Source organism: Haloferax volcanii DS2 (assembly GCF_000025685.1).
Taxonomy (GTDB): Archaea; Halobacteriota; Halobacteria; order Halobacteriales; family Haloferacaceae; genus Haloferax; species Haloferax volcanii.
On the sequence record NC_013967.1, the window covers coordinates 1,343,568 to 1,362,050 of the forward strand.

Here is an 18,483-nt window from a genome sequence, read left to right on the forward strand (position 1 = left end):
AGCGACGGACGTTCAGATGCCCAAAGTAGAGATTACCGTGCCGGAACACCTGGAGATGCAGATCGTCCAACTCGTCGAGCAGGGCGAGTTCGTCAACCGCGACGAGGCCATCGAGGACCTGCTGTCGACCGGTATCCGCGCGTACAAGACGAGCGGTCCGATGTCCGACGAGGACCGCGCGTACGAAGACGACGGAATGATGGGCCACGAAGACGAGTACGTCTTCTGAGCCGAGTGACAGTATCCCCCAATAACGCTTAAACCGCCCTCGAACCTACCCAACGCTCATGCACAAGGACGAACTGCTGGAGCTGCACGAACAGATGGTTATCATCAAGGACCACTTCTCGGCCCGCGACCACGTCGATTCGAGCCTGTTCGACCCCTACGACGAGCTTGCGGTCGAGCCCTCCCACGTCCACAAATCGAAAAGCGAACACAAACACGCCGTGTTCGTGCTCGGCAACGCTCTCGCGACCGCGATGAGCGACGACGAGTTCTCCAGCGCGGGCCGCATCGGCAAGCGTATGGAGGAGTTGGCCGACGACGCCGAAGGCAAAATCTGAGCGGCGGTCGACCGCGACGCGCCTCCTGACCGACCGACGCGGAGTCGTCGATGACGGCCGCGTTCGTGTCGTTCGCTAGCACTACTCAAGCAGTTCTCCGCGGGTTTCTTTATCACCCGTTCGCACGACACAGGTAGCTCATGCTAGAGATACCGGGCTGGATACCGTTCCAGCGGCTCGCCGCGCTCCTCGCGCTTCTCGCGGCCGCCGTCGCGCTCGCCGTCGTCGACAGACCGAGTCGGCTCTCGGCGGCGCTTCGGCGGCGCTTCCTGTTCGGTCTCCCGCTCGGAACGCTCGCCAGCGCCGGCGGCGTCCTCGTCGTCTATCTCGTGGTGCAAGACGGCTGGTCGTCGTGGTACCGGCCCGTCGTCATCCCGTTCCGGGCGTGGTCGTACTTCTACCCGACCGGGATGCTGACCGCCGCGTTCGCCCACTCCAGCGCCGGCCACCTCGTCGGCAACCTCGTCGGCACGCTCACGCTCGCGCCGGTCGCGGAGTACGCGTGGAGCCACTACCCGACGCGCCGCGGGTCCACCTCGTTCGGGTCGGCCCGCGAGAACCCCTACGTTCGGTCGCTCGTCGTCTTCCCCGCGGTCGTCTTCGGCGTGGGGCTCCTCACCGCCGTGTTCGCGCTCGGCCCGGTCGTCGGCTTCTCGGGCGTCGTGTTCGCGTTCGCCGGCTTCGCGCTCGTCTTCCGGCCGCTGGCGACCGTGCTGGCGTTCGTCTCCGGGCGCGTCGTCAGCCTGTTTTACAACGTGATGCTCTCGCCCGAGGTCGTCTCGTCGGCCCGCCCCGTCTTCTCGACGCCGTGGTGGTCCCAAATCGCCATTCAGGGCCACGCCATCGGCTTCCTGTTCGGCGTCCTCCTCGGTGCGTGGCTCAGTCACCGCCGCGGGGGTTCGAACCCGCCCGCGCTCCGCAGTTTCGCCGGCGTCCTCCTGTTTGCCGTCAGCGAGTCGCTGTGGGCGGTGTACTGGTACCGCGGCGGCGAGACCTACGTGCTGTTCCGCGCGGTCGGGTTCGCGCTCGTCGTCGCGCTCGCGACCATCGTCGCGCTGACGGTCGCGGCGTCCGACAAGCCGCTTCGGGCGTCACCCGACAACTCGCTGTTTTCGGCCCGTCGCTGGCAGGCCGGCCTCGCCGTGCTCCTCGTCGTCGTCGCGGCGCTGTCGGGGCCGGCGATGCTGTACAACACGTTCACCGCGAGCGGCGACGACTTGCCGGGCGAGAGCGTCACGGTCAGGGACTACGAGGTGACGTACGCCGAGGACGTGCCGAACGGGCTGACCGCCGTCTTCGACGTCGAACTGTTCGGCGAGTCGACGACGACCAACACCTCGGGAGTCATCGTCAAAAGCGAGCGGCGCGGCATCTGGACGACGGCCGTCTCGACGAGTCGGCTGGCGTTCGACGGCGAGTCCGCGGTCAGAGTCGGCGGTCTCGGCTGGCGCGACCGGGTGACGGCGGTCCGCGACGGCTACGTCGTCACCGGCGCGGGGGTCGCGTACCGGGTGTTCCTCGTCGCCGACGGCGAGGCGCGGCTGGCGTACGAGACCGGCCCGGTCCGGGCCGGACCCGTCGTCGCCCGGCGGAACGTCTCGGTCGTGCCGACGCCGACGGGCTACGACGTGCAGGTGTCGTCCGACAGCGGGACCGTCAGGGGGCCGATGCCGACCGGGAACACGACGACGACGCTCGACGGGATTCGGTTCGTCCGCGAGAACTCCCTCGTCTTCGCCGAATCCCGGGGGACGAAAGTCCGCATCGCGCGACAGGAGACGTACAATTAGGGCGCGGTCGGCGGGCGATTCACGCGGTGTCGGCGGGCGGTTCGCGCGGTGAGTGGTCGGCGGCGCGACCGCCGGCTCACCACTCGATGCGGAACACTTCGGCGTCGAGCTGTCGGCGGTCCTCGTCGTGGAAGTCGAACTGGCGGTCGAGGTCGAACGTCGCCCGGAACGCGTCGGTGAGGTCGCCGCCGGCGTCGGCGACGAACGACTCGACGAACTCCTTGCTCCCTTCGTTGTGGACCGAATAGGACACGTCGGCGACCGACGCGACCGAGTCGAGGAAGGCGCGGTCGGCGTGTTCGTTGCCACGCTGCGCGCCGAACGGCGGGTTCATGAGCACCGTGACCTGCCGGTCGTCGGGGAGACAGAGCGGCAGGCGGGTGGCGTCGGCGCGAATCCAGTCGATGGGGGCGCTCGCGCCGACCCGGCGGGCGTTGTCAGTCGCGGTGGCGAGCGCGTCGTCGTCGAGTTCGACGCCGACGACGCGGGCGGGCGAGCGGAGCGCCGCGCCGAGTCCGAGCATCCCGGTTCCGGAGCCCAAATCGAGGACCGTCGCGCCCTCGATGTCGCCGCGGAGGTCCGCGAGATGGACGAGATGCGCGGCGAGGTCCGGCGGCGTCGGGTACTGTTCGAGCGAGACCTTCGGGTTCTCGAAGCCGGCGACCACCGCCAACTGCGCCTCCAGCGCGGCCTTGGTTGCCATCAGCCGTCGATGGAACCTCGAAGCTCAAAAGCGACACCCTCGCGCCGGGCGCGCTCGCCCAGCGCCGCGAGCGCCGACTCGGCGTCGTCGGGGCGACAGCACTCCGCGACGTCGACGGCGACGCGCCCGACGCCGAGGAACGCGGCGGCGCGCACGTACTCGCGGAGGCGGTCGGACTCCGACTGCACCGCGAGCGGGGCGTCGTCGCTGAAGCGGGCTTCGACGGTGAGTTCGGCCGGGAGGTAGCCCTCCTCGGCGAGTCCGGCCTTCAGGTCGCGGAGGTGCGAGGGAGCGGTCGACTCCAGACACGACGCGTCGAGGACGACGGGAGTCAGGTCGGCGGGACGACCGGCGGCGACGGCGGCTTCGACGGACGAGGATTCGTGCGTGCTCATGTTGCACACACATTTTCACTAGTTATGTATATATCTTTGTAAATGCGCAGTAGTAATCTAACGGGGTGGGTTCGCCGGGGGCCCGCGGATATCCCCGCGAACGTGACAACCTATAGACTAATGATGGAAGATGTCGTACCGCCGTTGGGGGGAGCACGCTCCACCCCCATTCCCCTTGACGCCGCGCGGGCGGTTCTCTCGGCCCAACGAGGTTCTACCTAGACAGTGTCTCCCCGAACAGCGGCTACTCGTACGTGTACGCGAGCACTTCGTCGCCGGTGGCGTCCCGAACCGTGACCGTGTCGCCGCCGTTGTTCCACACCGCGCCGCCGCGACCCCAGTAGACGTCTTCATCGGTGTCGGTTCCCGACCCCGTGTGGAGCGTCAGCGACGCGCCGGGGTCGAGTTCGGTTCCCCCGGCGAACGTGTAGGTTGCGCCCGCCGCGTCGGAGACGGTCCACCCGGAGAGGTCGATGGCGGCGTCGCCGTCGTTCCTGAGCGTGACGTACTCCTCGTTCAGATTGTCGTTGTCGTTGCCGGGCGCGTCGGCGACAATCGAGAGGGAGAGGCCGTCGTCGGTGGTCGCGTCCGCGCCGCCCGCGGCCGCGCCCTCGGTCGCGCAGGACCAGAGGCCGACCCCGCGCTCTCTGGCGTCGCGTTCGGCGCGCTCGTAGCGCTCGCGCTCCTCGAACGAACTCTCGTAGAGCCGGGCGTGGCCCTCGGTGATGAGGTCGTAGTTGAACTCCGCCCCGTCGACGACGACGTACGCGAGGAGCCGGCCGTAGTAGCCGCGCTCGCCCGCCTTCTCGTCGTACCGGAGTTCGACGGTCCGGTCGGCGAGCCGGGATTTCGCGTAGGCGCTCGCGTCCTCGCCGGCCGCGCGGAGGCAGGTCCGCCCGGCCTCGGTCTCGGGGACGCCCTCGAACTCGTCGGGCGTGTTCTCGGCGTGGACCTCCGGCGTGTCGACGCCGAGGAGCCGAACCGTCTCGCGCGCGCCGTCCGGCATGACGACCTTGATGGTGTCGCCGTCGACCACCTCGACCACCTCGACTGTCACGTCGCCCGCGGCGGCCGCGGTCGTCGGCGACCCCGACTGCGCCGTCGGCGATGCCGTCTCTGTCGCGGTCGATTCAACCGTCGTCGCCGCCCCCGCGCCGCCTCCACCGAGACAGCCCGCGAGGACCGCGAGAACGACGACAACGAGTGTCGCGGTAGCACGTCTGACCATTCGATTCACCGTTAGTCAGGGAACTGTATAAGTAGCTGCGTCCGAATCCCCCGAATCCGAGCTCGTCGAATCGCCAGACAGCGGCCTTTATCATATTTCTGTTACAAAGGTTTAAATTCACGCTCCACCAGAAACCTTTTAATGGAACGTCCGAGCCGGCAGCGTCAACGAGAGGAGGAGGCAACGGCACAAGAGGACGAGCAGGTCAACTGTCCGGAGTGCGGCTCTGACCAGATCGTCACGGACGCAGACCAGGGGGAGCTGGTGTGTGACGACTGCGGACTCGTCCTCGACGAGCGACAGATTGACCGCGGTCCGGAGTGGCGGGCGTTCAACCACTCCGAGCGGCAGTCGAAGTCGCGCGTCGGTGCGCCCATCACCGAAACGATGCACGACCGGGGGCTGACGACGACCATCGACTGGAAGGACAAAGACGCCTACGGTCGCTCGCTTTCGTCCGAGAAACGCTCGCAGATGCACCGCCTGCGCAAGTGGCAAGAGCGCATCCGAACCAAGGACGCCGGCGAGCGCAACCTCCAGTTCGCCCTCAGCGAAATCGACCGCATGGCCTCGGCGCTCGGCGTCCCCCGGTCGGTCCGCGAGGTCGCCTCGGTCATCTATCGACGCGCGCTCAACGAGGATCTGATTCGCGGCCGCTCCATCGAGGGCGTCGCCACCTCGGCGCTCTACGCCGCTTGCCGTCAGGAAGGCATCCCGCGCTCGCTCGACGAGGTCGCGGAAGTGTCGCGCGTCCCGCAGAAGGAAATCGGGCGCACGTACCGCTACATCTCGCAGGAACTCGGCCTCGAACTCAAGCCCGTCGACCCCAAGCAGTTCGTCCCGCGGTTCGCCTCCGCGCTCGACCTCTCCGAGGAGGTCCAGGCGAAGGCGACCGAAATCATCGACGTGTCCGCCGAGCAGGGCCTGCTGTCGGGGAAGTCGCCGACCGGCTTCGCCGCCGCCGCCATCTACGCCGCGTCGCTTCTCTGCAACGAAAAGAAGACCCAACGCGAGGTCGCGGACGTGGCGCAGGTGACGGAGGTCACCATCCGCAACCGCTACCAAGAACAGATCGAAGCGATGGGCTTCCGCTGAGCGTCGGTCCGCCGACCCGACCCGCGACCCGGCTCGCCGTCACCGATTGAGACCGCCCGCGACACTCAGTTTCCCACGAACACCACGACCGGCCGCCCCCAGAGGCCGGTGTCGTACTGGTGTGCGACGTAGCCGTCGAGCAGCGGCGCGACCGTCCCGCGCTCGTCGGCGGGCGCGATGACCACCGGCGGCATCGACGACCGCGATTCGAGCGCCTCCGGCGTCGCCGCCGACGCGGTGTCGGCCCCGAGACGCTCGACGTACCACGCCATCGGGAGTCGCTCGCCCCACGACTCGGGCACCGGCGGGTAGTCGGCCGCGCCGTCGGCGACGTACATCGAACTCCCGTAGTAGAGCACGTCCGGCCTCTCGTCGTCGGTCGGCCCGACCCACGCAGAGAGGTTGTCGCGGAACGACGAGAACTCCGCCGACGGCTGGGCGAACTGCGCGAGTTCGGCGTCGCGGTCGCTCGGGCCGTACACCTCGCTCGACGCCACCGCCCCGGTCTGGACGACGAGCGCGAGCAGGACGATGACCGCGGCCGCGACGCGGGGCGCGTCCCGGCCGTCGAAGGCGCGCCGCCCCCAGCGGACGAGCGCCGCGAGGCCGATTCCCGCCGGGAGCGCGAGCGGGACGACGACGTAGACGCCGAGCCACGGCGCGGACACCTCGGTTAGCATGGGGACGAACACCAGCGACGCGCCGGCCCAGTACACCGCCGCCGACACCTCCGAGCGCGGCCCGCCGGCCGTGTAGCGGTCGACGAGGAACACCGCCGCGCCGAGGAGGACGACCGGAAGCGCCGCGAGGGCGAGCGCGCCGAGGAGGTCACCGAGATAGGGGAGGTACTCGTGGGTCCCGTCGGGGTAGCGGTCGACGACGCGGACGCCGACGAACCGCCGGACCGAGTCGAACAGCGCCGCGTCGACTGCGCCGAGCACCGTCCCCGGCGTGTAGAGGCCCGCGCCGTCGGTGTCGCCCGCCCGCGGCGCGAACGCGAAGATGTAGACGGCGACGAAGACGAGGAGCGCGCGAGCCGCGGGGGTCGCCGCGCCGCGGACTCGGGCGGCGTACTCACCGAGGCGCATCGCGGCCGGGCGCGCCGACGGGAGGAGCGCCGCGTGGTCGAACACGAGGAACCCGGCGACGCCGAGACAGCAGAGTGCGACGACGCCGAGTCCCGACGAGGCGACGGCGAGCGCCAGAGCCGCGGCGAGTCCGTAGGCGTTGCGCCGCCCCGCGCCGTCGACGAGGCGGAGCGCGAAGCCGAAGGCGACGAGCGCGAAGCCGACCGCGAGCACGTCGCCGCGGGCGAACCGGCCGTAGTAGACGAGAATCGGATTCGCCGCGAGGACGGCCGCGAGCCCGAGAACCTCGTCGTCAGCGAGGCGGCCGCGGAAGAGGAGCGCCGCGATCGGGAGGGCCGCGCCGAACAGCGCGAAGGGGAGGCGGAGCGCGAAATCGGTCGCGCCGACGAGCGCGAGCGACGGCCGCGAGAGGTGATAGACCAGCGGGCCGCCGGCGACGGGGCGGTACGAGAAGAAGCCGGTTTCGAGCGATCGGAGGCTCCAGTAGCCGACGCGGGCCTCGTCCCAGTGGAGCGGCCGGTCGCCGAGGCCGACGAGGCGGACCACGAGTGCCGCGGCGGCGAGCGCGACGACGGCGAGCGTCGTTCGGTCGGGTCGCCGCCCGGCGCGGGAGGGAATCATGGGGTGACGTGGCGCGCCGGGCGGCAGAAAGGTTACGACTTGGACGGCCGCCGGCCCGCCCCTTCGAAAGCGTCATCCCCGCCGACCGGTAGCACTCGGATATGTCGCTCATCGAGTCGCTGCCCGCTCGCCCGCTCGAACCGCAGGAACTCACGTCTTTGAACCGCGCCGACGCGTTCGAACTCGTCGTCGCCGTCGAGGACGACGGCCCCGCCCGCAGTCTGCTCGTCGCCACCGAGGGGTGGGTCAAGGCTATCGCCCACGAGGACGACGCCGGCTGGTCGGTCGTCGAGACGGTCGCACTCGACGACGAGACCGAGCGAATCGACGGCCTGCAAGCGTGCGAGGAAGCCATTCTGTCGTTCCGAGACGACGGGAACGAGGAGTAGTGTTAACCCCGTTCCGAACTAAGTATAATTCGTCATGTACCGCGAAATCCTCGTCCCGACCGACGGCAGCAAGGCCGCCGAACGCGCCATCGACCACGCGCTCGACCTCGCAGAGACCTACGACGCGCGGATTCACGCGCTGTACGTCGTCGATACCAGCATCTACACCTCGCTCGACGCCGGTGCGGACGTGGTCATCGACGCCCTCGAACGGGAGGGCGACGCCGCGACCCGACACGTCCGCGAAGCCGCCGAGGAAGCCGGCATCGACGTGCAGGCGGAGGTCGTCACCGGAACCGCCTACCGCTCCATCCGGGAGTACATCGACGGCCACGACATCGACCTCGTCGTCATGGGTACCCACGGGCGCACGGGCCTGAGCCACTACCTGCTCGGGAGCGTCACCGAGCGCGTCGTCCGCACCTCGCCGGTGCCGGTGCTCACCATCCGACTGGACGACGACGAAGAAAACGAGGCGGACGCCGCGGACGAAGCGACGGACGCGGACGCCGACGCCGAGGAGTAGGCCGACAGTTTCGGGGAGTCAAGACACAGCCTCGGCCGGCGCGGTCGGTGACGGGGTCGCCGCGGCTTTGATAAACAGTTTTGGTGCGGTCGCGCATACGCCGCGGTATGACCGAGTACACCGTCGAGTTCGTCGGCACGGGCGAGACCATCACCGTCTCCGACAAGCAGACCATTCTCAAGGCCTGCATCGAGGAGGGCATCGCACAGGAGTACTCCTGCCGCGTCGGGATGTGCCTCGCCTGCTCCGCCGAGATTCTCGAAGGCGACGTCACCCAGCCCGCCGCCCGCGGGCTGACCGAGGAGGAGGCCGAGCGCTTCGCGCTCACCTGCATGGCCCGCCCGCAGAGCGACCTCAAACTCGACCGCGGCGTCTACCCGCCGAGCATCGAGGACGACGCCGCGGCCGCTGGCACCGCCGCAGACGACGACTGACGACGGGTACTCTCCGGGGGCGGCCCCGCGGCCGCCGACCCACGTTCTCAGTTCCGCATCGCGCCGCCGAGCCGACGCGCTGGCCCGACGTAGTCGCTCGACCCGCAATCTGCCCGCGAACCGCGCCTCACGCCTCGCTCGTCGCCGCGCAGTTGTTCGGCCCCAACTCGACTTCGAACGCCTCCTCGTCGGTCAGCGAGTTCCGACCGAGATTCGTCTCGATGATGCGCTCGTAGTTGGCCGGCCGCGGCGTCGTCCACGAGTCGCGCGTCGAAGTCGAGGCCGCGGTCGGCCGCGCCCGCCGGGAGGACGGGCGTCGCGTCGGTGCGCTCCGCGACCGCCCTGACGCCGCTGACGTGGTCGGCGTGGACGTGCGTGTCGACGGCGGCGACGACCTCAGCGCCGCGCTCGCGGGCGTCTGCGACGTAGCGGTCCGCGAACGCCCGAAGGGGGTCAACGACCACGGCCTCGTCGCCGACGACGACCAGATAGGCGAGACAGCCGCTGGAGGGGCGGTCGTACTGGAGCACCGTCGCGTCCCTGTCCCCGTCCGCGTCTCCGACGGGGAGGTCGCGGGCGCGGTAGACGCGCGCCCAGCCGTCCATGCCGGTTTCGAGGTTCTCGGCGGGGACGCCGGCCTCGGAGAGCAGGCCGGCGACGTGGTCGCTCGACCGGCCCTCCGCGCAGACGACGACCACCGGCGAGGGGGCGTCTCGGAACTCGGCGGCGAGTTCGTCGACCGTCCCGCGAATCTCGGCCTGCGTGAAGCGAATCGCCGGAATCTGGGTCGCGGTCACGGCCGCGCCGTCGACGCGCCACGCCGCGAACTCGTCGCGGTCGCGCGCGTCGAGCACCGCCGTGGGGTCGCCGCGGGCGAGTCGGGTCGCCAGTTCCTCGGGAGTCATACGCACACGGTACGCGCGCCGGCCGCAAGAACGCTACGCGGACCGAAGAGAGAACAGTGACGCGCTACTCCGACGTTCCGCCGTCGTTGCTCAGGCGGTTCGAGGGCGGTTCGTCGAAATCGAAGTCGCCGAGGACGCCCTCCGGTGGGTCGTCGACGCCGCCGGCGGCTGCGTTGCCGGCTCCCGTCTCCGGGAGCGTGTTCTGCCCGGTTCCGTCGCCCGTCTCGCCGCCGAGGCGTTCGGCCGCGTCGCGAATCGAAAGCACCTGCTCGGTCTGCGAGCGGTTGGCGTCTGCGATTTCGCCGATTTGGTCCGACACGGTGGTCGCGCGCTCCGTCGCGTCGTCGACCATCCCGGCGATTTGCTCGGCGCTCTCGGCCTGGTCGTCGGTCGCAGAGGCGACTTCGCCGACGCCGACGGTGGCCTGTTCGACCGCCGCCGAGATGTCCGAGAGACTCCGCATCACGTCCTCGCCGCGGTCGATGCCGTCGTAGAGTCGCTCGGTCGTCTGCGAGAGGCTGTCGATGGTCTCCTGGGCCTCGGACTGGATGTCGCCCACCGTGCCTTCGACCTCGGCGGCGCGGGCCTGCGACTCCTCGGCGAGGTTCTTCACCTCGCTGGCGACGACGGCGAAACCCTCGCCCGCGTCGCCGGCGCGGGCGGCCTCGATGGAGGCGTTGAGCGCGAGCAGGTTCGTCTGCTCCGCGATGTCGTTGATGGCGTCGAGCACTTCGTCGATCTCCGCGATTTGGTCGTGCAGTTGCTGGACGTCCTCCGAAGCCGTCTCCGCGGCCTCGCTCACGTCGCGCATCACGTCGATGGCCTCGTCGGCCGCGTCCTCGCCCTCGGATGCGCGCGTTGCGGCGTCGGCGCTGGTCCGCTCGACCTCCTCCGCGGTCGCCGCAATCTCCTCGACGGTCGCGCTTAGCTCCGACACTTCGGCGGCGACCGTCGCCATGTCGTCGGCCTGCGCCCGCGCCGTGGTCTCGATGTCGTCGGTCCGCTCGGTGACCTCCTCGGAACTCCGCAGGAGCGACTCGACGGGGTCGCTCACGTCGGCTTCGACCTCGTGTGCGAGGGCGCGCCGACGCTCGGCGGCCTCGCGCGCCGCCTGACTGTACGAGTGGATGTACGTCTCCATCGCCACCTGCTGGTCGAGCGACAGGAGCTTCAACACGGGGAGGAAGCGCTCGACGACCTCGTCGACGGCGGCTTCGACCCGGTCGTCGCCGCCGCGGAGGCCGCTCGAAACGCCGGACGCGCCGCCGAGAAGTCCCGAGAGCAGGCCGCTGTCGGCGTCGGTATCGCCGGCCGCGTCGCCTTCGAACTCGGTGTCAGTGTCGCTCCCGACCGTGTCGCCGCCGGTGAACTCCGCTTTCACTTCGTCCGCGACGGCACCGAGAATGCCCTCGTAGTAGACCGAATACGCGCCGAGATAGAACTTCGGCCCGAGGTCTATCATATCGTGTAGCTTCCCGATACGCGCCCGCTTCGCGAAGTAGTCCTCGCCGTACTCGCCGCGACCGAGTTCGCGGAGGTAGGTCGCCTGGTCGGCCCGCAGCATTTCCGTGGTCTTCGTCGAGCGACCGAAGAACTTCGTCGTCGCGTGCTCGCCGAGGTGGTCGTAGAACTCCGCCGCGAACTCGTCCGCGAACTCGTCCAAGAGCGGTTCGAGGTCGCTCAGACGGCGCTCGTCCGCGTCCGAGAGGCGAACGAACGATTTCCGGCGGTCGATTTCCGCCGCGTCGATATCCAGCTGCGAGAGCAGCGCGTCTCCGTCGACGCGAGCTCGCGCGTTGGCGTCGACTTGCCCCGAGGTGTCTGTCATATACCTCTCTCAACAGACACCGGTATTTCAACCCTCTCCGCGGAGTATCACGAATGATAGAGCGGGGGAAGAGGGATAACCGTGAGAATCTCGTTCTCGTGGGCCGGACCGAACGTTCACGTCGCTGGCGGACCGAGAGGCGGTATGGACGCCGATTCGTTCCGCGAGTCAGTCGAGACGGCGAAGCGAACCCAACTCGACCGGCTCGGCTCGTCGAAGCTCCTGTTGGCGCTGACCGAGGCGGACCTCTCCGAGCCGGCGGTGCTCCGCGCCGCCGCGTACTCCGAGCACGCGGCCCGCGGGACGTTCGCGGCGTGGGCCGAAGACGAGACGGACGAGGAAGCGAGCGCCGCGTTCGAGGCCACCGCGGCGCAGGAAGCCGAGCACCTCGACCGCGTCCTCGGCGCGCTCGACGAGGCGGTCGACCTTCCCGACGAACCCGGCGTGATGCACGCGTACCTCCGCGGTCGCGAGGACGCTATCGAGCGGGTCGCCGCCGGCATGGTCGGCCGCGGCCTCGTCTCGATTCGGACCCACACGCAGGTCATCGGCTTCTTCGTCAACGAGACGGACGAGCCCCGCGCCGACCTCTTTCGCGACCTGAAAGCCGAGACCGAAGAGACGCTTGCGACCGGCCTCGACCTCTTGGCCGACCGCTGTGCGACCGACGACGACTGGGAGCGCGCCCGGATGGTCGCAGAGTACGTCGTCCAACTGGCGTACGACGACTACGCCGACGGCCTCGCCGAACTCGGCGTCGACCCGAAGCCGCTCTGCTGAGTCGACGCCGCGACGCCCGGCCCGCACCGCCCAGCCCCGCACCGCCCAGCCCCGCACCGCCGACCCAATCTATTCGTGTCCCCGAGTGGTAGCCGATGGTATGACTTCCGAGGTTCGCGGGCGCGTCGAGGCGCTCTACACCGCGCCGTCGAAGGGTGAGCCGATGGTCTCCCACGAGGCCGTCTCGGTCGCGCGAGGCGGCATCGAAGGCGACCGCTACTTCGACGGCGACGGCTTCTACTCGGCGACCGACGGCTGTCAGGTGACGCTCGTCGACGCCGCGGTGCTGGACGACGCGGCCCGCGAGTACGGCCTCGACCTCGCTGACGGCCAACACCGCCGTAACGTCGTCGTCCGCGGCGTCGACCTCGACGCCCTGCTCGACGCGACGTTCCAACTCGGCGGGGCCGAACTCCGCGGGACGAAGCTCAGGCCGCCGTGCGCGTATCTCGCGGACCTCGTCGGCGACGACGACGTGGGCGAGGCGCTCCGCGAGTCCCGGGGCGGCATCTGCGCGGACGTGCTCTCTCCCGGCCGGGTCGCCGTCGACGACGACCTCCGCGTGACCGAGGCGAACCCGCGGGAGATGGGTCGCCAGCTAGCCGAGCGACTCCGCGGCGAGCGAGTCGAAGACGGCGGCGAAGCCGCGGCGAACCACGGAGAACGCGGAGACGGCAACGAATGACCGGCGGCGGCGACGACGATACGGCCGCCGGAACCCCGGTCGAGCGCGCGAAGGCCACGCTCGCGGCGCTCGGAGCCGACGGCGACGCCCCGAGTCGGCGTTCGCGGTCGACGACGGCCCCGACGGTCGCCGTCGCCCCCGGCCGCGTGAACCTCGTCGGCGGGCACACCGACTACAACGACGGCCTCTGCCTCCCGATGGCCGTCGACCGCCACGTCGCGGTCGCGGCCCGTCCCCGAAGCGACGACCTGCTCCGCGTCCGCGCCGCCGATTTCGACGAGACGGCCGAACTCGCCCCCGACGACGACCCCAAGGGCTGGGCGGCCTACGTCGCCGCGGTCGCGCGCGTCCTCCGCGAGGAAGACCCAATCGGCGGCGCGGACCTCGCTATCGCATCCGACGTGCCGACGGGCGCGGGACTCTCCTCGTCGGCCGCGCTCGAACTTGCCGTCGGCCGCGCGCTCCTCGCGGTCTCCGGCCGCGACCTCCCCGCCGCCGACCTCGCGCTGGCGTGCTGGCGGGCCGAGCGCGAGGGCGTCGGCGTCGAATGCGGCATCCTCGACCAGTTCTCGGCGGCGCTGTGCGAGGCCGATTCGGCGCTCTCTCTCGACTGCCGGAGCCGCGAGACCGAGCCGGTCCCCCTCGGCGACGGCGTCGGCGTTCTCGTCATCGACACCGGCGTCTCCCACGAACTGACCGAGTCGGGCTACAACGACCGCGTCCGCGAGTGCGCGGCGGCGCTCGATACCCTCCGCGAGGACGCCGACCGCGACCTCGACTCCCTGCGCGACGTGGACCGCGACCTCCTCGACGCCCACGCCGACGCGCTGGACCCGGTTCACTTCCGCCGCGTCCGACACGTCGTGACCGAAAACGAGCGCGTCCGTCGCGCCCGCGACGCGCTCGCCGCGGGCGACCTCGACCGCGTCGGCGACGCGATGCTCGCGGCCCACGACAGCCTGCGCGACGACTACGAGGTGAGCTGTCCGGAACTCGACGCGGCGGTCGAACTCGCCGCCGAGACGCCGGGCGTCTACGGTGCGCGGATGACCGGCGGCGGCTTCGGTGGAAGCGCGGTCGCGTTAGTCGATGACGACGCGCTCGACCGAGCCGAGCGCGCGATTCGAGACGCCGCCCCCGAGCGCGTCGGCCCCGACGCCGACGTGTTCGCCTGCCGCCCCTCCGCCGGCGTTCGACTGGTCGGTGAGGAGTGAGCGCGAGCCGACGGCTCCGCGCGGTGTCTCGCGAAAAATCGCACGCGGGTGCGTGAGTTCGGGGTTGGATTCTGCTTCGGCTTCCGCCTCGTCGAACGAGACGAATCTCCGATTCGCCGGCTCGACGAGTCGTTTCACTCCTCGTCGAATAGTGTCGAGCGAAGCTCGACTGATTCGACTTCGGCTTACGCCTCGTCGAACAGCGTCTCGCCGTCGACCATGTGCTCTTCGACGGTGTCCATGTCCAGCGTCACGCCGAGGCCCGGCTTCTCCGGAATCTCGATGTAGCCGTCCTCGATGACCGTCTCCTCGACGAGGTCTTCCCACCAGCCCAGCTCGTAGGAGTGGTACTCGACGGCCAGCGAGTTCGGAATCGCCGTGCCGACGTGCGCCGACGCCATCGTCGCGACCGGCGACGAGACGTTGTGCATCGCGACCGGCACGTAGTACTGGTTCGCCACGTCCGCGATTTTCTGCGTCTCGCGCATCCCGCCGACCTTCGGCATGTCCGGCGCGACGATGTCAACGGCCTGGTTCTCGATGAGGCGGCGAAGCTCCGTCACGCGGTAGCGGTTCTCACCGACCGTGATGGGCGTGAGCGTGGACTTCGTGACCTCCTCCTGCACGTCGAGGTTCTCCGGCGGGACGGGGTCTTCGAGCCACCACACGTCGTAGTCTTCCAACTCAGCCGCGAGGCGCTTGGCGCTCCCGCCCGAGAACGTCCAGTGGCAGTCGAACGCCACGTCCGCCTTGTCCTTGACGCGCTCTGTGACCTTCTCGACGATTTCGGCCTTGTGCCGAATCTCGCCGGGGCGCAGGTGGCGGTTCGCGCGGTCCTTCTCGTGGCCCGAGGGCACGTCGAGGTCGAACTTCAGCGCGTCGTAGCCGAGTTCGTCGACCACGCGCTCGGCCTCGTCGGCGCACGCTTCGGGGTCGGCCTCCTCCTCGGTGTGGCAGTCGCAGTAGACCCGCACCTTGTCGCGGTACTTCCCGCCGAGAAGCTGATAGGCGGGGATGTCGAGAATCTTGCCCGCGAGGTCGTGGAGCGCGACTTCGATGCCGGAGATGGCGGTGACGGTGACGCCCTCGACGGAGCCCTCGCCGGACATCTTCTGAACGAGGTGCTCGTACAGGCGGTCGATGTCGAGGGGGTTCTCACCGATGACGAACGGCTTCATGCGCTCGATGAGTTCGGGCACGCCCGCGCCCCAGTAGGCCTCGCCGGTGCCGACGACGCCCGCGTCGGTGTAGATGCGGACGAGCGTCCACGGGAAGTTGCCGTCGACCATCGTCGTCTGCACGTCGGTGATTTCGACGTCGCGGCCGCCGCCGCGCTTCGCCGTCACGCCCATCGTCTCCGCCGACAGCTCTCGCATCGTGTACTCCGCGTTCGGGTCGTGTAAGTCCGCGTAGTTCTTACCCATGAAGGGTAGTTTACTCGGACGTTAGTAAAGTTTTCCCGACCGGGACAGCTCTCCGCTCGGGTCTCGAGGGAACGGGACGCGAAGTCAGACCGGTGTGCGCCGGTCGAGCGAGTCGCGGAACGTCGCTCTGACGAGCGCGTCGAGGTCGGCGGGGAGTTCGAGTCGGCGGAGGTCGGTATCGGGGTCCGTCTCGGGGTCGAGGTCGATTCCGCGGCGTCGGACCGCGAGGAGTCGCCAGAGATACGCGAGTCTGAGCAGGCGCATCGCGTCCGGCACGTCGGCGTCGCTTCTGACGCGGTAGGTCACCCACGTCGACTCGGGCACCACGCGGTGCGGGTCCGCGAGGCCGTCGGTGAGGAGCGCGTCGCGGACGCGCCTCGTGAGCGCGAGGTCGACGACACCGGCGTCGTGGACGTGACCGAGTTCCCTGCCAGCGACGACGAACGCCGTCCCTCCGAAGCGATGCGGCGCGGTCTCGACGCCGGGCCAACGCGAGACGCGCGAGACGATTCTGTCGATTGCGGCGGTCATTCGACGACTGTACGCGCTCCGAGAAGATAACGACAGAGCCGAAGCGGGTCAGACCCCCGCGAGAGACTGGCATTTGAGGTCGTTCGACATCGCGTACCCGGGCGATAACCACAGGCTTTCCGGACATTCAGTTCACCAAGAGGGTACGTCGAAAATAGACCCTCAGAGCGGCGCGATATTCGCGGATTAACACGGGTTAGGAACGCGAATTTTCGCATCCCGTGACGGGTTCCGACCGCGCAAGCACCGCGGGTGCTGGGTTCCGCGCGGAGCGCGTCGGTCCACGCCGGCGGCGAGCGGTAGACGAGTCGTAACGAAACCCTCGGGAGACGAACAACAGTTCGAACCATGTCTCTGACCCCCACGGATGTACCACTGCGGGGAATCGACCCCGACTATCGGGAGGCCGACAGATGAATCTCGGCCAGCTCGGCGTCGGCGTCGTCGTCCTCGTCATCGTCGTGTTCGCGCTCCTCACCGGCGGGGTGAACACGCCCGAGACGCCCGCCCCGGCCGACGACGCCGACAGAAGCATCGGCGCCGACGTGACAGAGCCCGACGCGGACGACGCGCCGCCCGAGGACTCCGACCCCGGAACCGAACAAGAGCCCGTCGTCGCTGACGACGACGGGACCGACGACTCGGGCGACGACGGCACCGCAAACGAGAGCGGAAGCGAGAGCGGGACGTTCGAGACGGTCGAGACCGGCGACGACGACACCGACTCGCCGACGAGGACGACCAGACCGCGTGGCAGTCCGGTCGGCGTCTCGGACTACAATGACGGTGACGGTGACGACGGCTCGTCCGACGACTCGTCTTCGGACGATTCGACCGACGACTCCTCGACTGACGACAGCACCGATGACGCGTCCTCGGACGACTCGACCGACGACGCCGGTGACGACACTGGCGACGACTCGGGCGACGGTTCGAGCGGTGGCGACTCGGGTGACGACATCGGGATGTGTACGGTGTAAACTCTGGACACCGTGGCAACGCGACACCCTCAGTCGACTAGGAGATTGAGGGCGTAGGCGGTCCGGAGCACCGACGCGGCGTCGCCGCGGGGAAACACCAGTTCGTCGGTCTCGCGGACGTGGTCGAGCACGCCCGGCGAGGAGTGCTCGGGAGCCGCCGCGAGCCCGCAGTCGTTTGCTGCTGCCCACCGCATCACGTCGAGGTCGGACTTCGAATCGCCCATCACGAGGACGAACGGGTCGTCCACCCCGAGCACGTCGAGCGCGGCGCGGACGCCCGCCGCCTTGTTCAGGTCGACCGCCGAGAGCTCCGCGGCGTCGGCGTGGTAGTACGCGACCGTCACGCGTTCGAGCGTCTGTGCGACGGGGTCCAGAATCTCCGACTCCGCGTCCGAGTCGGGAAGCGCGTCGCGGGTGTCGAGCACGTCGCGTATCTCCGGGTCGCGCGCCGCGAAGTACGCCCGCGCCCAGTCGGAGCCGGCGGGGTCGTCGGTGAGCGCCTCGCCGAGGAGGTCCAGCAGGTAGACGAGCGCGCCGTCGATGACTTCCTCGGCGTCGTCGCTGCCGGTCTCGAAGTTCGGCTTGAGCGTGACGTTGAACTCGTTTCCCTGCAAGTGGACGCCACCGCGGAGCGCGTCGGGGAGGTCGCGGATGACGCGTCCGCGGACCGATTCGAAGACCGACTGCACCGAGTCGTCGAGCGTCTCGTAGAGGAGGCGCTTCGTGTCCGAGCCGTGACCGGGCGTGAAGACGCCGGTGCCGGCCTCGTAGACGATGCTCACGTTCCCCGAGTGGACGAGTTCGTTGCCGAGTCCCTGAATTGCGAAGCCCTTGACGTTCTCCAAGGTCTGGCCGGTGCAGATGACGATGGGGACGCCCCGCTCGTGGAACTGCGTGAGGAGATGCAGCACCTCGCGGGGAATCTCGTTGTCCGTCTGGCCCGCAGAGCGCAGCGTCTCGTCCACGTCGAGGACGAGCGCGTTCACCGCCCGTCCGTACTTCGTGTAGAGGTCGAGGGCGGTGAACGCCTGGTCCCGCGTCGCGCGCGCGGCGAGTTCCGCGTAGCGGTCGCCGTCCGAAAGCGCCCGGCGAATGCGGTCTTTCTTCCCCGCGAGTTCGTCGTCGACCTGCTGCCAGTGCGACAGCGCCACCGGCGAGCCGAGCGGCGGCAAGAGGTCGACGAAGTCCTGTGCGTCCCGGACCGCGTCCGCGTCGAAGTTCCCGTACAGTCTGTACAGGAGGTCGTACCGCTCCATGACTCGGGGTCGTCACCCAACCGCATTAAAGCCGCGTGAGAGGCG

20 protein-coding genes are annotated in these 18,483 nt (G+C 69.3%); 11 read left to right on the plus strand and 9 right to left on the minus strand.

The annotated features are described in order from the left end of the window. Positions 1–16: 16 nt before the first annotated feature. The 3 genes from HVO_RS11805 to HVO_RS11815 all read left to right on the plus strand — a co-directional run bounded on the left by HVO_RS11805 (position 17) and on the right by HVO_RS11815 (position 2,356). A complete protein-coding gene (locus HVO_RS11805) occupies positions 17–229 on the plus strand; it encodes a ribbon-helix-helix domain-containing protein (RefSeq protein WP_004043463.1) in 213 nt (70 codons plus the stop codon). Between the two features lie 58 nt (positions 230–287). Next, entirely contained in the window at positions 288–566 is a 279-nt protein-coding gene (locus tag HVO_RS11810) for a UPF0058 family protein (RefSeq protein ID WP_004043462.1), read from the plus strand. 140 nt (positions 567–706) lie between these two features. Then, positions 707–2,356, plus strand: coding sequence for a rhomboid family intramembrane serine protease (locus tag HVO_RS11815; RefSeq protein ID WP_004043461.1), 1,650 nt, complete (start codon positions 707–709; stop codon positions 2,354–2,356). A 76-nt stretch (positions 2,357–2,432) separates the two neighbouring features. Here the strand turns inward: HVO_RS11815 and HVO_RS11820 are convergent, their stop codons facing one another. The 3 genes from HVO_RS11820 to HVO_RS11830 form a co-directional block, all read right to left on the minus strand. Next, entirely contained in the window at positions 2,433–3,059 is a 627-nt protein-coding gene (locus tag HVO_RS11820) for an METTL5 family protein (protein ID WP_004043460.1), read from the minus strand. Then, on the minus strand, positions 3,059–3,454 hold the full coding sequence (locus HVO_RS11825) for a hypothetical protein (RefSeq protein ID WP_004043459.1): 396 nt from the start codon (positions 3,452–3,454) through the stop codon (positions 3,059–3,061). Before HVO_RS11825 ends, HVO_RS11820 begins: the two co-directional genes overlap by 1 nt. A 244-nt stretch (positions 3,455–3,698) precedes the next feature. Continuing rightward, the gene (locus HVO_RS11830; protein WP_004043458.1) at positions 3,699–4,682 is read right to left on the minus strand and encodes a lamin tail domain-containing protein; all 984 of its coding nucleotides are present in this window, start codon (positions 4,680–4,682) and stop codon (positions 3,699–3,701) included. A 141-nt stretch (positions 4,683–4,823) separates the two neighbouring features. Here HVO_RS11830 and HVO_RS11835 point away from each other — a divergent pair, with 141 nt between their 5' ends. Beyond that, positions 4,824–5,777, plus strand: a complete 954-nt coding sequence (locus HVO_RS11835; protein WP_004043457.1) for a transcription initiation factor IIB — start codon at positions 4,824–4,826, stop codon at positions 5,775–5,777. 65 nt (positions 5,778–5,842) lie between these two features. Here HVO_RS11835 and HVO_RS11840 read toward each other — a convergent pair whose 3' ends face one another. Beyond that, positions 5,843–7,486 carry a flippase activity-associated protein Agl23 gene (locus tag HVO_RS11840; protein WP_004043456.1) on the minus strand — a complete coding sequence of 548 codons (1,644 nt, stop codon included), beginning with the start codon at positions 7,484–7,486 and terminating at the stop codon, positions 5,843–5,845. Between the two features lie 101 nt (positions 7,487–7,587). Here HVO_RS11840 and HVO_RS11845 point away from each other — a divergent pair, with 101 nt between their 5' ends. The 3 genes from HVO_RS11845 (at position 7,588) to HVO_RS11855 (ending at position 8,835) form a co-directional block, all read left to right on the plus strand. Further along, positions 7,588–7,875, plus strand: a complete 288-nt coding sequence (locus HVO_RS11845; RefSeq protein WP_004043455.1) for a hypothetical protein — start codon at positions 7,588–7,590, stop codon at positions 7,873–7,875. 34 nt (positions 7,876–7,909) lie between these two features. After that, positions 7,910–8,401 carry a universal stress protein gene (locus tag HVO_RS11850; protein ID WP_004043454.1) on the plus strand — a complete coding sequence of 164 codons (492 nt, stop codon included), beginning with the start codon at positions 7,910–7,912 and terminating at the stop codon, positions 8,399–8,401. 107 nt (positions 8,402–8,508) lie between these two features. Then, positions 8,509–8,835 carry a 2Fe-2S iron-sulfur cluster-binding protein gene (locus HVO_RS11855; RefSeq protein ID WP_004043453.1) on the plus strand — a complete coding sequence of 109 codons (327 nt, stop codon included), beginning with the start codon at positions 8,509–8,511 and terminating at the stop codon, positions 8,833–8,835. 47 nt (positions 8,836–8,882) lie between these two features. Here HVO_RS11855 and HVO_RS11860 read toward each other — a convergent pair whose 3' ends face one another. Next, the gene (locus HVO_RS11860; RefSeq protein WP_004043452.1) at positions 8,883–9,740 is read right to left on the minus strand and encodes an MBL fold metallo-hydrolase; all 858 of its coding nucleotides are present in this window, start codon (positions 9,738–9,740) and stop codon (positions 8,883–8,885) included. A 64-nt stretch (positions 9,741–9,804) separates the two neighbouring features. Continuing rightward, entirely contained in the window at positions 9,805–11,568 is a 1,764-nt protein-coding gene (locus HVO_RS11865; protein ID WP_004043451.1) for a globin-coupled sensor protein, read from the minus strand. Between the two features lie 144 nt (positions 11,569–11,712). Here HVO_RS11865 and HVO_RS11870 point away from each other — a divergent pair, with 144 nt between their 5' ends. The 3 genes from HVO_RS11870 to galK all read left to right on the plus strand — a co-directional run bounded on the left by HVO_RS11870 (position 11,713) and on the right by galK (position 14,247). Then, entirely contained in the window at positions 11,713–12,348 is a 636-nt protein-coding gene (locus tag HVO_RS11870; protein WP_004043450.1) for a hypothetical protein, read from the plus strand. A gap of 100 nt (positions 12,349–12,448) precedes the next feature. Further along, positions 12,449–13,033 (plus strand): MOSC domain-containing protein, encoded by a 585-nt coding sequence (locus HVO_RS11875; protein WP_004043449.1) that lies wholly within the window; start codon positions 12,449–12,451, stop codon positions 13,031–13,033. Then, positions 13,030–14,247: a galactokinase gene (gene galK / locus HVO_RS11880; RefSeq protein WP_004043448.1), complete on the plus strand. Its 1,218-nt coding sequence runs from the start codon at positions 13,030–13,032 to the stop codon at positions 14,245–14,247. Before HVO_RS11875 ends, galK begins: the two co-directional genes overlap by 4 nt. A gap of 185 nt (positions 14,248–14,432) precedes the next feature. Here galK and HVO_RS11885 read toward each other — a convergent pair whose 3' ends face one another. Beyond that, positions 14,433–15,671, minus strand: a complete 1,239-nt coding sequence (locus HVO_RS11885) for a mandelate racemase/muconate lactonizing enzyme family protein (RefSeq protein ID WP_004043447.1) — start codon at positions 15,669–15,671, stop codon at positions 14,433–14,435. Between the two features lie 84 nt (positions 15,672–15,755). After that, the gene (locus tag HVO_RS11890; protein ID WP_004043446.1) at positions 15,756–16,202 is read right to left on the minus strand and encodes a luciferase domain-containing protein; all 447 of its coding nucleotides are present in this window, start codon (positions 16,200–16,202) and stop codon (positions 15,756–15,758) included. A gap of 413 nt (positions 16,203–16,615) precedes the next feature. Between HVO_RS11890 and HVO_RS11895 the strand changes: the two genes are divergently transcribed. After that, entirely contained in the window at positions 16,616–17,182 is a 567-nt protein-coding gene (locus tag HVO_RS11895; protein WP_004043445.1) for a hypothetical protein, read from the plus strand. 29 nt (positions 17,183–17,211) lie between these two features. On the opposite strand, the gene HVO_RS11900 is transcribed toward HVO_RS11895, so the two are convergent. Then, positions 17,212–18,438 (minus strand): HAD family hydrolase, encoded by a 1,227-nt coding sequence (locus HVO_RS11900; protein WP_004043444.1) that lies wholly within the window; start codon positions 18,436–18,438, stop codon positions 17,212–17,214. Positions 18,439–18,483: the final 45 nt, after the last annotated feature.

Excerpts from the sequence above, each read along its gene's own strand:
- HVO_RS11805 (WP_004043463.1), top strand. The coding sequence starts at position 17 with ATGCCCAAAGTAGAGATTACCGTGCCGGAACACCTGGAGATGCAGATC.
- HVO_RS11870 (WP_004043450.1), top strand. The coding sequence starts at position 11,713 with ATGGACGCCGATTCGTTCCGCGAGTCAGTCGAGACGGCGAAGCGAACC.
- HVO_RS11895 (WP_004043445.1), top strand. The coding sequence starts at position 16,616 with ATGAATCTCGGCCAGCTCGGCGTCGGCGTCGTCGTCCTCGTCATCGTC.
- HVO_RS11835 (WP_004043457.1), top strand. The coding sequence starts at position 4,824 with ATGGAACGTCCGAGCCGGCAGCGTCAACGAGAGGAGGAGGCAACGGCA.
- HVO_RS11855 (WP_004043453.1), top strand. The coding sequence starts at position 8,509 with ATGACCGAGTACACCGTCGAGTTCGTCGGCACGGGCGAGACCATCACC.
- galK (WP_004043448.1), top strand. The coding sequence starts at position 13,030 with ATGACCGGCGGCGGCGACGACGATACGGCCGCCGGAACCCCGGTCGAG.
- HVO_RS11850 (WP_004043454.1), top strand. The coding sequence starts at position 7,910 with ATGTACCGCGAAATCCTCGTCCCGACCGACGGCAGCAAGGCCGCCGAA.
- HVO_RS11840 (WP_004043456.1), bottom strand. The coding sequence starts at position 7,486 with ATGATTCCCTCCCGCGCCGGGCGGCGACCCGACCGAACGACGCTCGCC.
- HVO_RS11820 (WP_004043460.1), bottom strand. The coding sequence starts at position 3,059 with ATGGCAACCAAGGCCGCGCTGGAGGCGCAGTTGGCGGTGGTCGCCGGC.
- HVO_RS11830 (WP_004043458.1), bottom strand. The coding sequence starts at position 4,682 with ATGGTCAGACGTGCTACCGCGACACTCGTTGTCGTCGTTCTCGCGGTC.
- HVO_RS11865 (WP_004043451.1), bottom strand. The coding sequence starts at position 11,568 with ATGACAGACACCTCGGGGCAAGTCGACGCCAACGCGCGAGCTCGCGTC.
- HVO_RS11845 (WP_004043455.1), top strand. The coding sequence starts at position 7,588 with ATGTCGCTCATCGAGTCGCTGCCCGCTCGCCCGCTCGAACCGCAGGAA.
- HVO_RS11815 (WP_004043461.1), top strand. The coding sequence starts at position 707 with ATGCTAGAGATACCGGGCTGGATACCGTTCCAGCGGCTCGCCGCGCTC.
- HVO_RS11890 (WP_004043446.1), bottom strand. The coding sequence starts at position 16,202 with ATGACCGCCGCAATCGACAGAATCGTCTCGCGCGTCTCGCGTTGGCCC.
- HVO_RS11875 (WP_004043449.1), top strand. The coding sequence starts at position 12,449 with ATGACTTCCGAGGTTCGCGGGCGCGTCGAGGCGCTCTACACCGCGCCG.
- HVO_RS11885 (WP_004043447.1), bottom strand. The coding sequence starts at position 15,671 with ATGGGTAAGAACTACGCGGACTTACACGACCCGAACGCGGAGTACACG.
- HVO_RS11810 (WP_004043462.1), top strand. The coding sequence starts at position 288 with ATGCACAAGGACGAACTGCTGGAGCTGCACGAACAGATGGTTATCATC.
- HVO_RS11825 (WP_004043459.1), bottom strand. The coding sequence starts at position 3,454 with ATGAGCACGCACGAATCCTCGTCCGTCGAAGCCGCCGTCGCCGCCGGT.
- HVO_RS11900 (WP_004043444.1), bottom strand. The coding sequence starts at position 18,438 with ATGGAGCGGTACGACCTCCTGTACAGACTGTACGGGAACTTCGACGCG.
- HVO_RS11860 (WP_004043452.1), bottom strand. The coding sequence starts at position 9,740 with ATGACTCCCGAGGAACTGGCGACCCGACTCGCCCGCGGCGACCCCACG.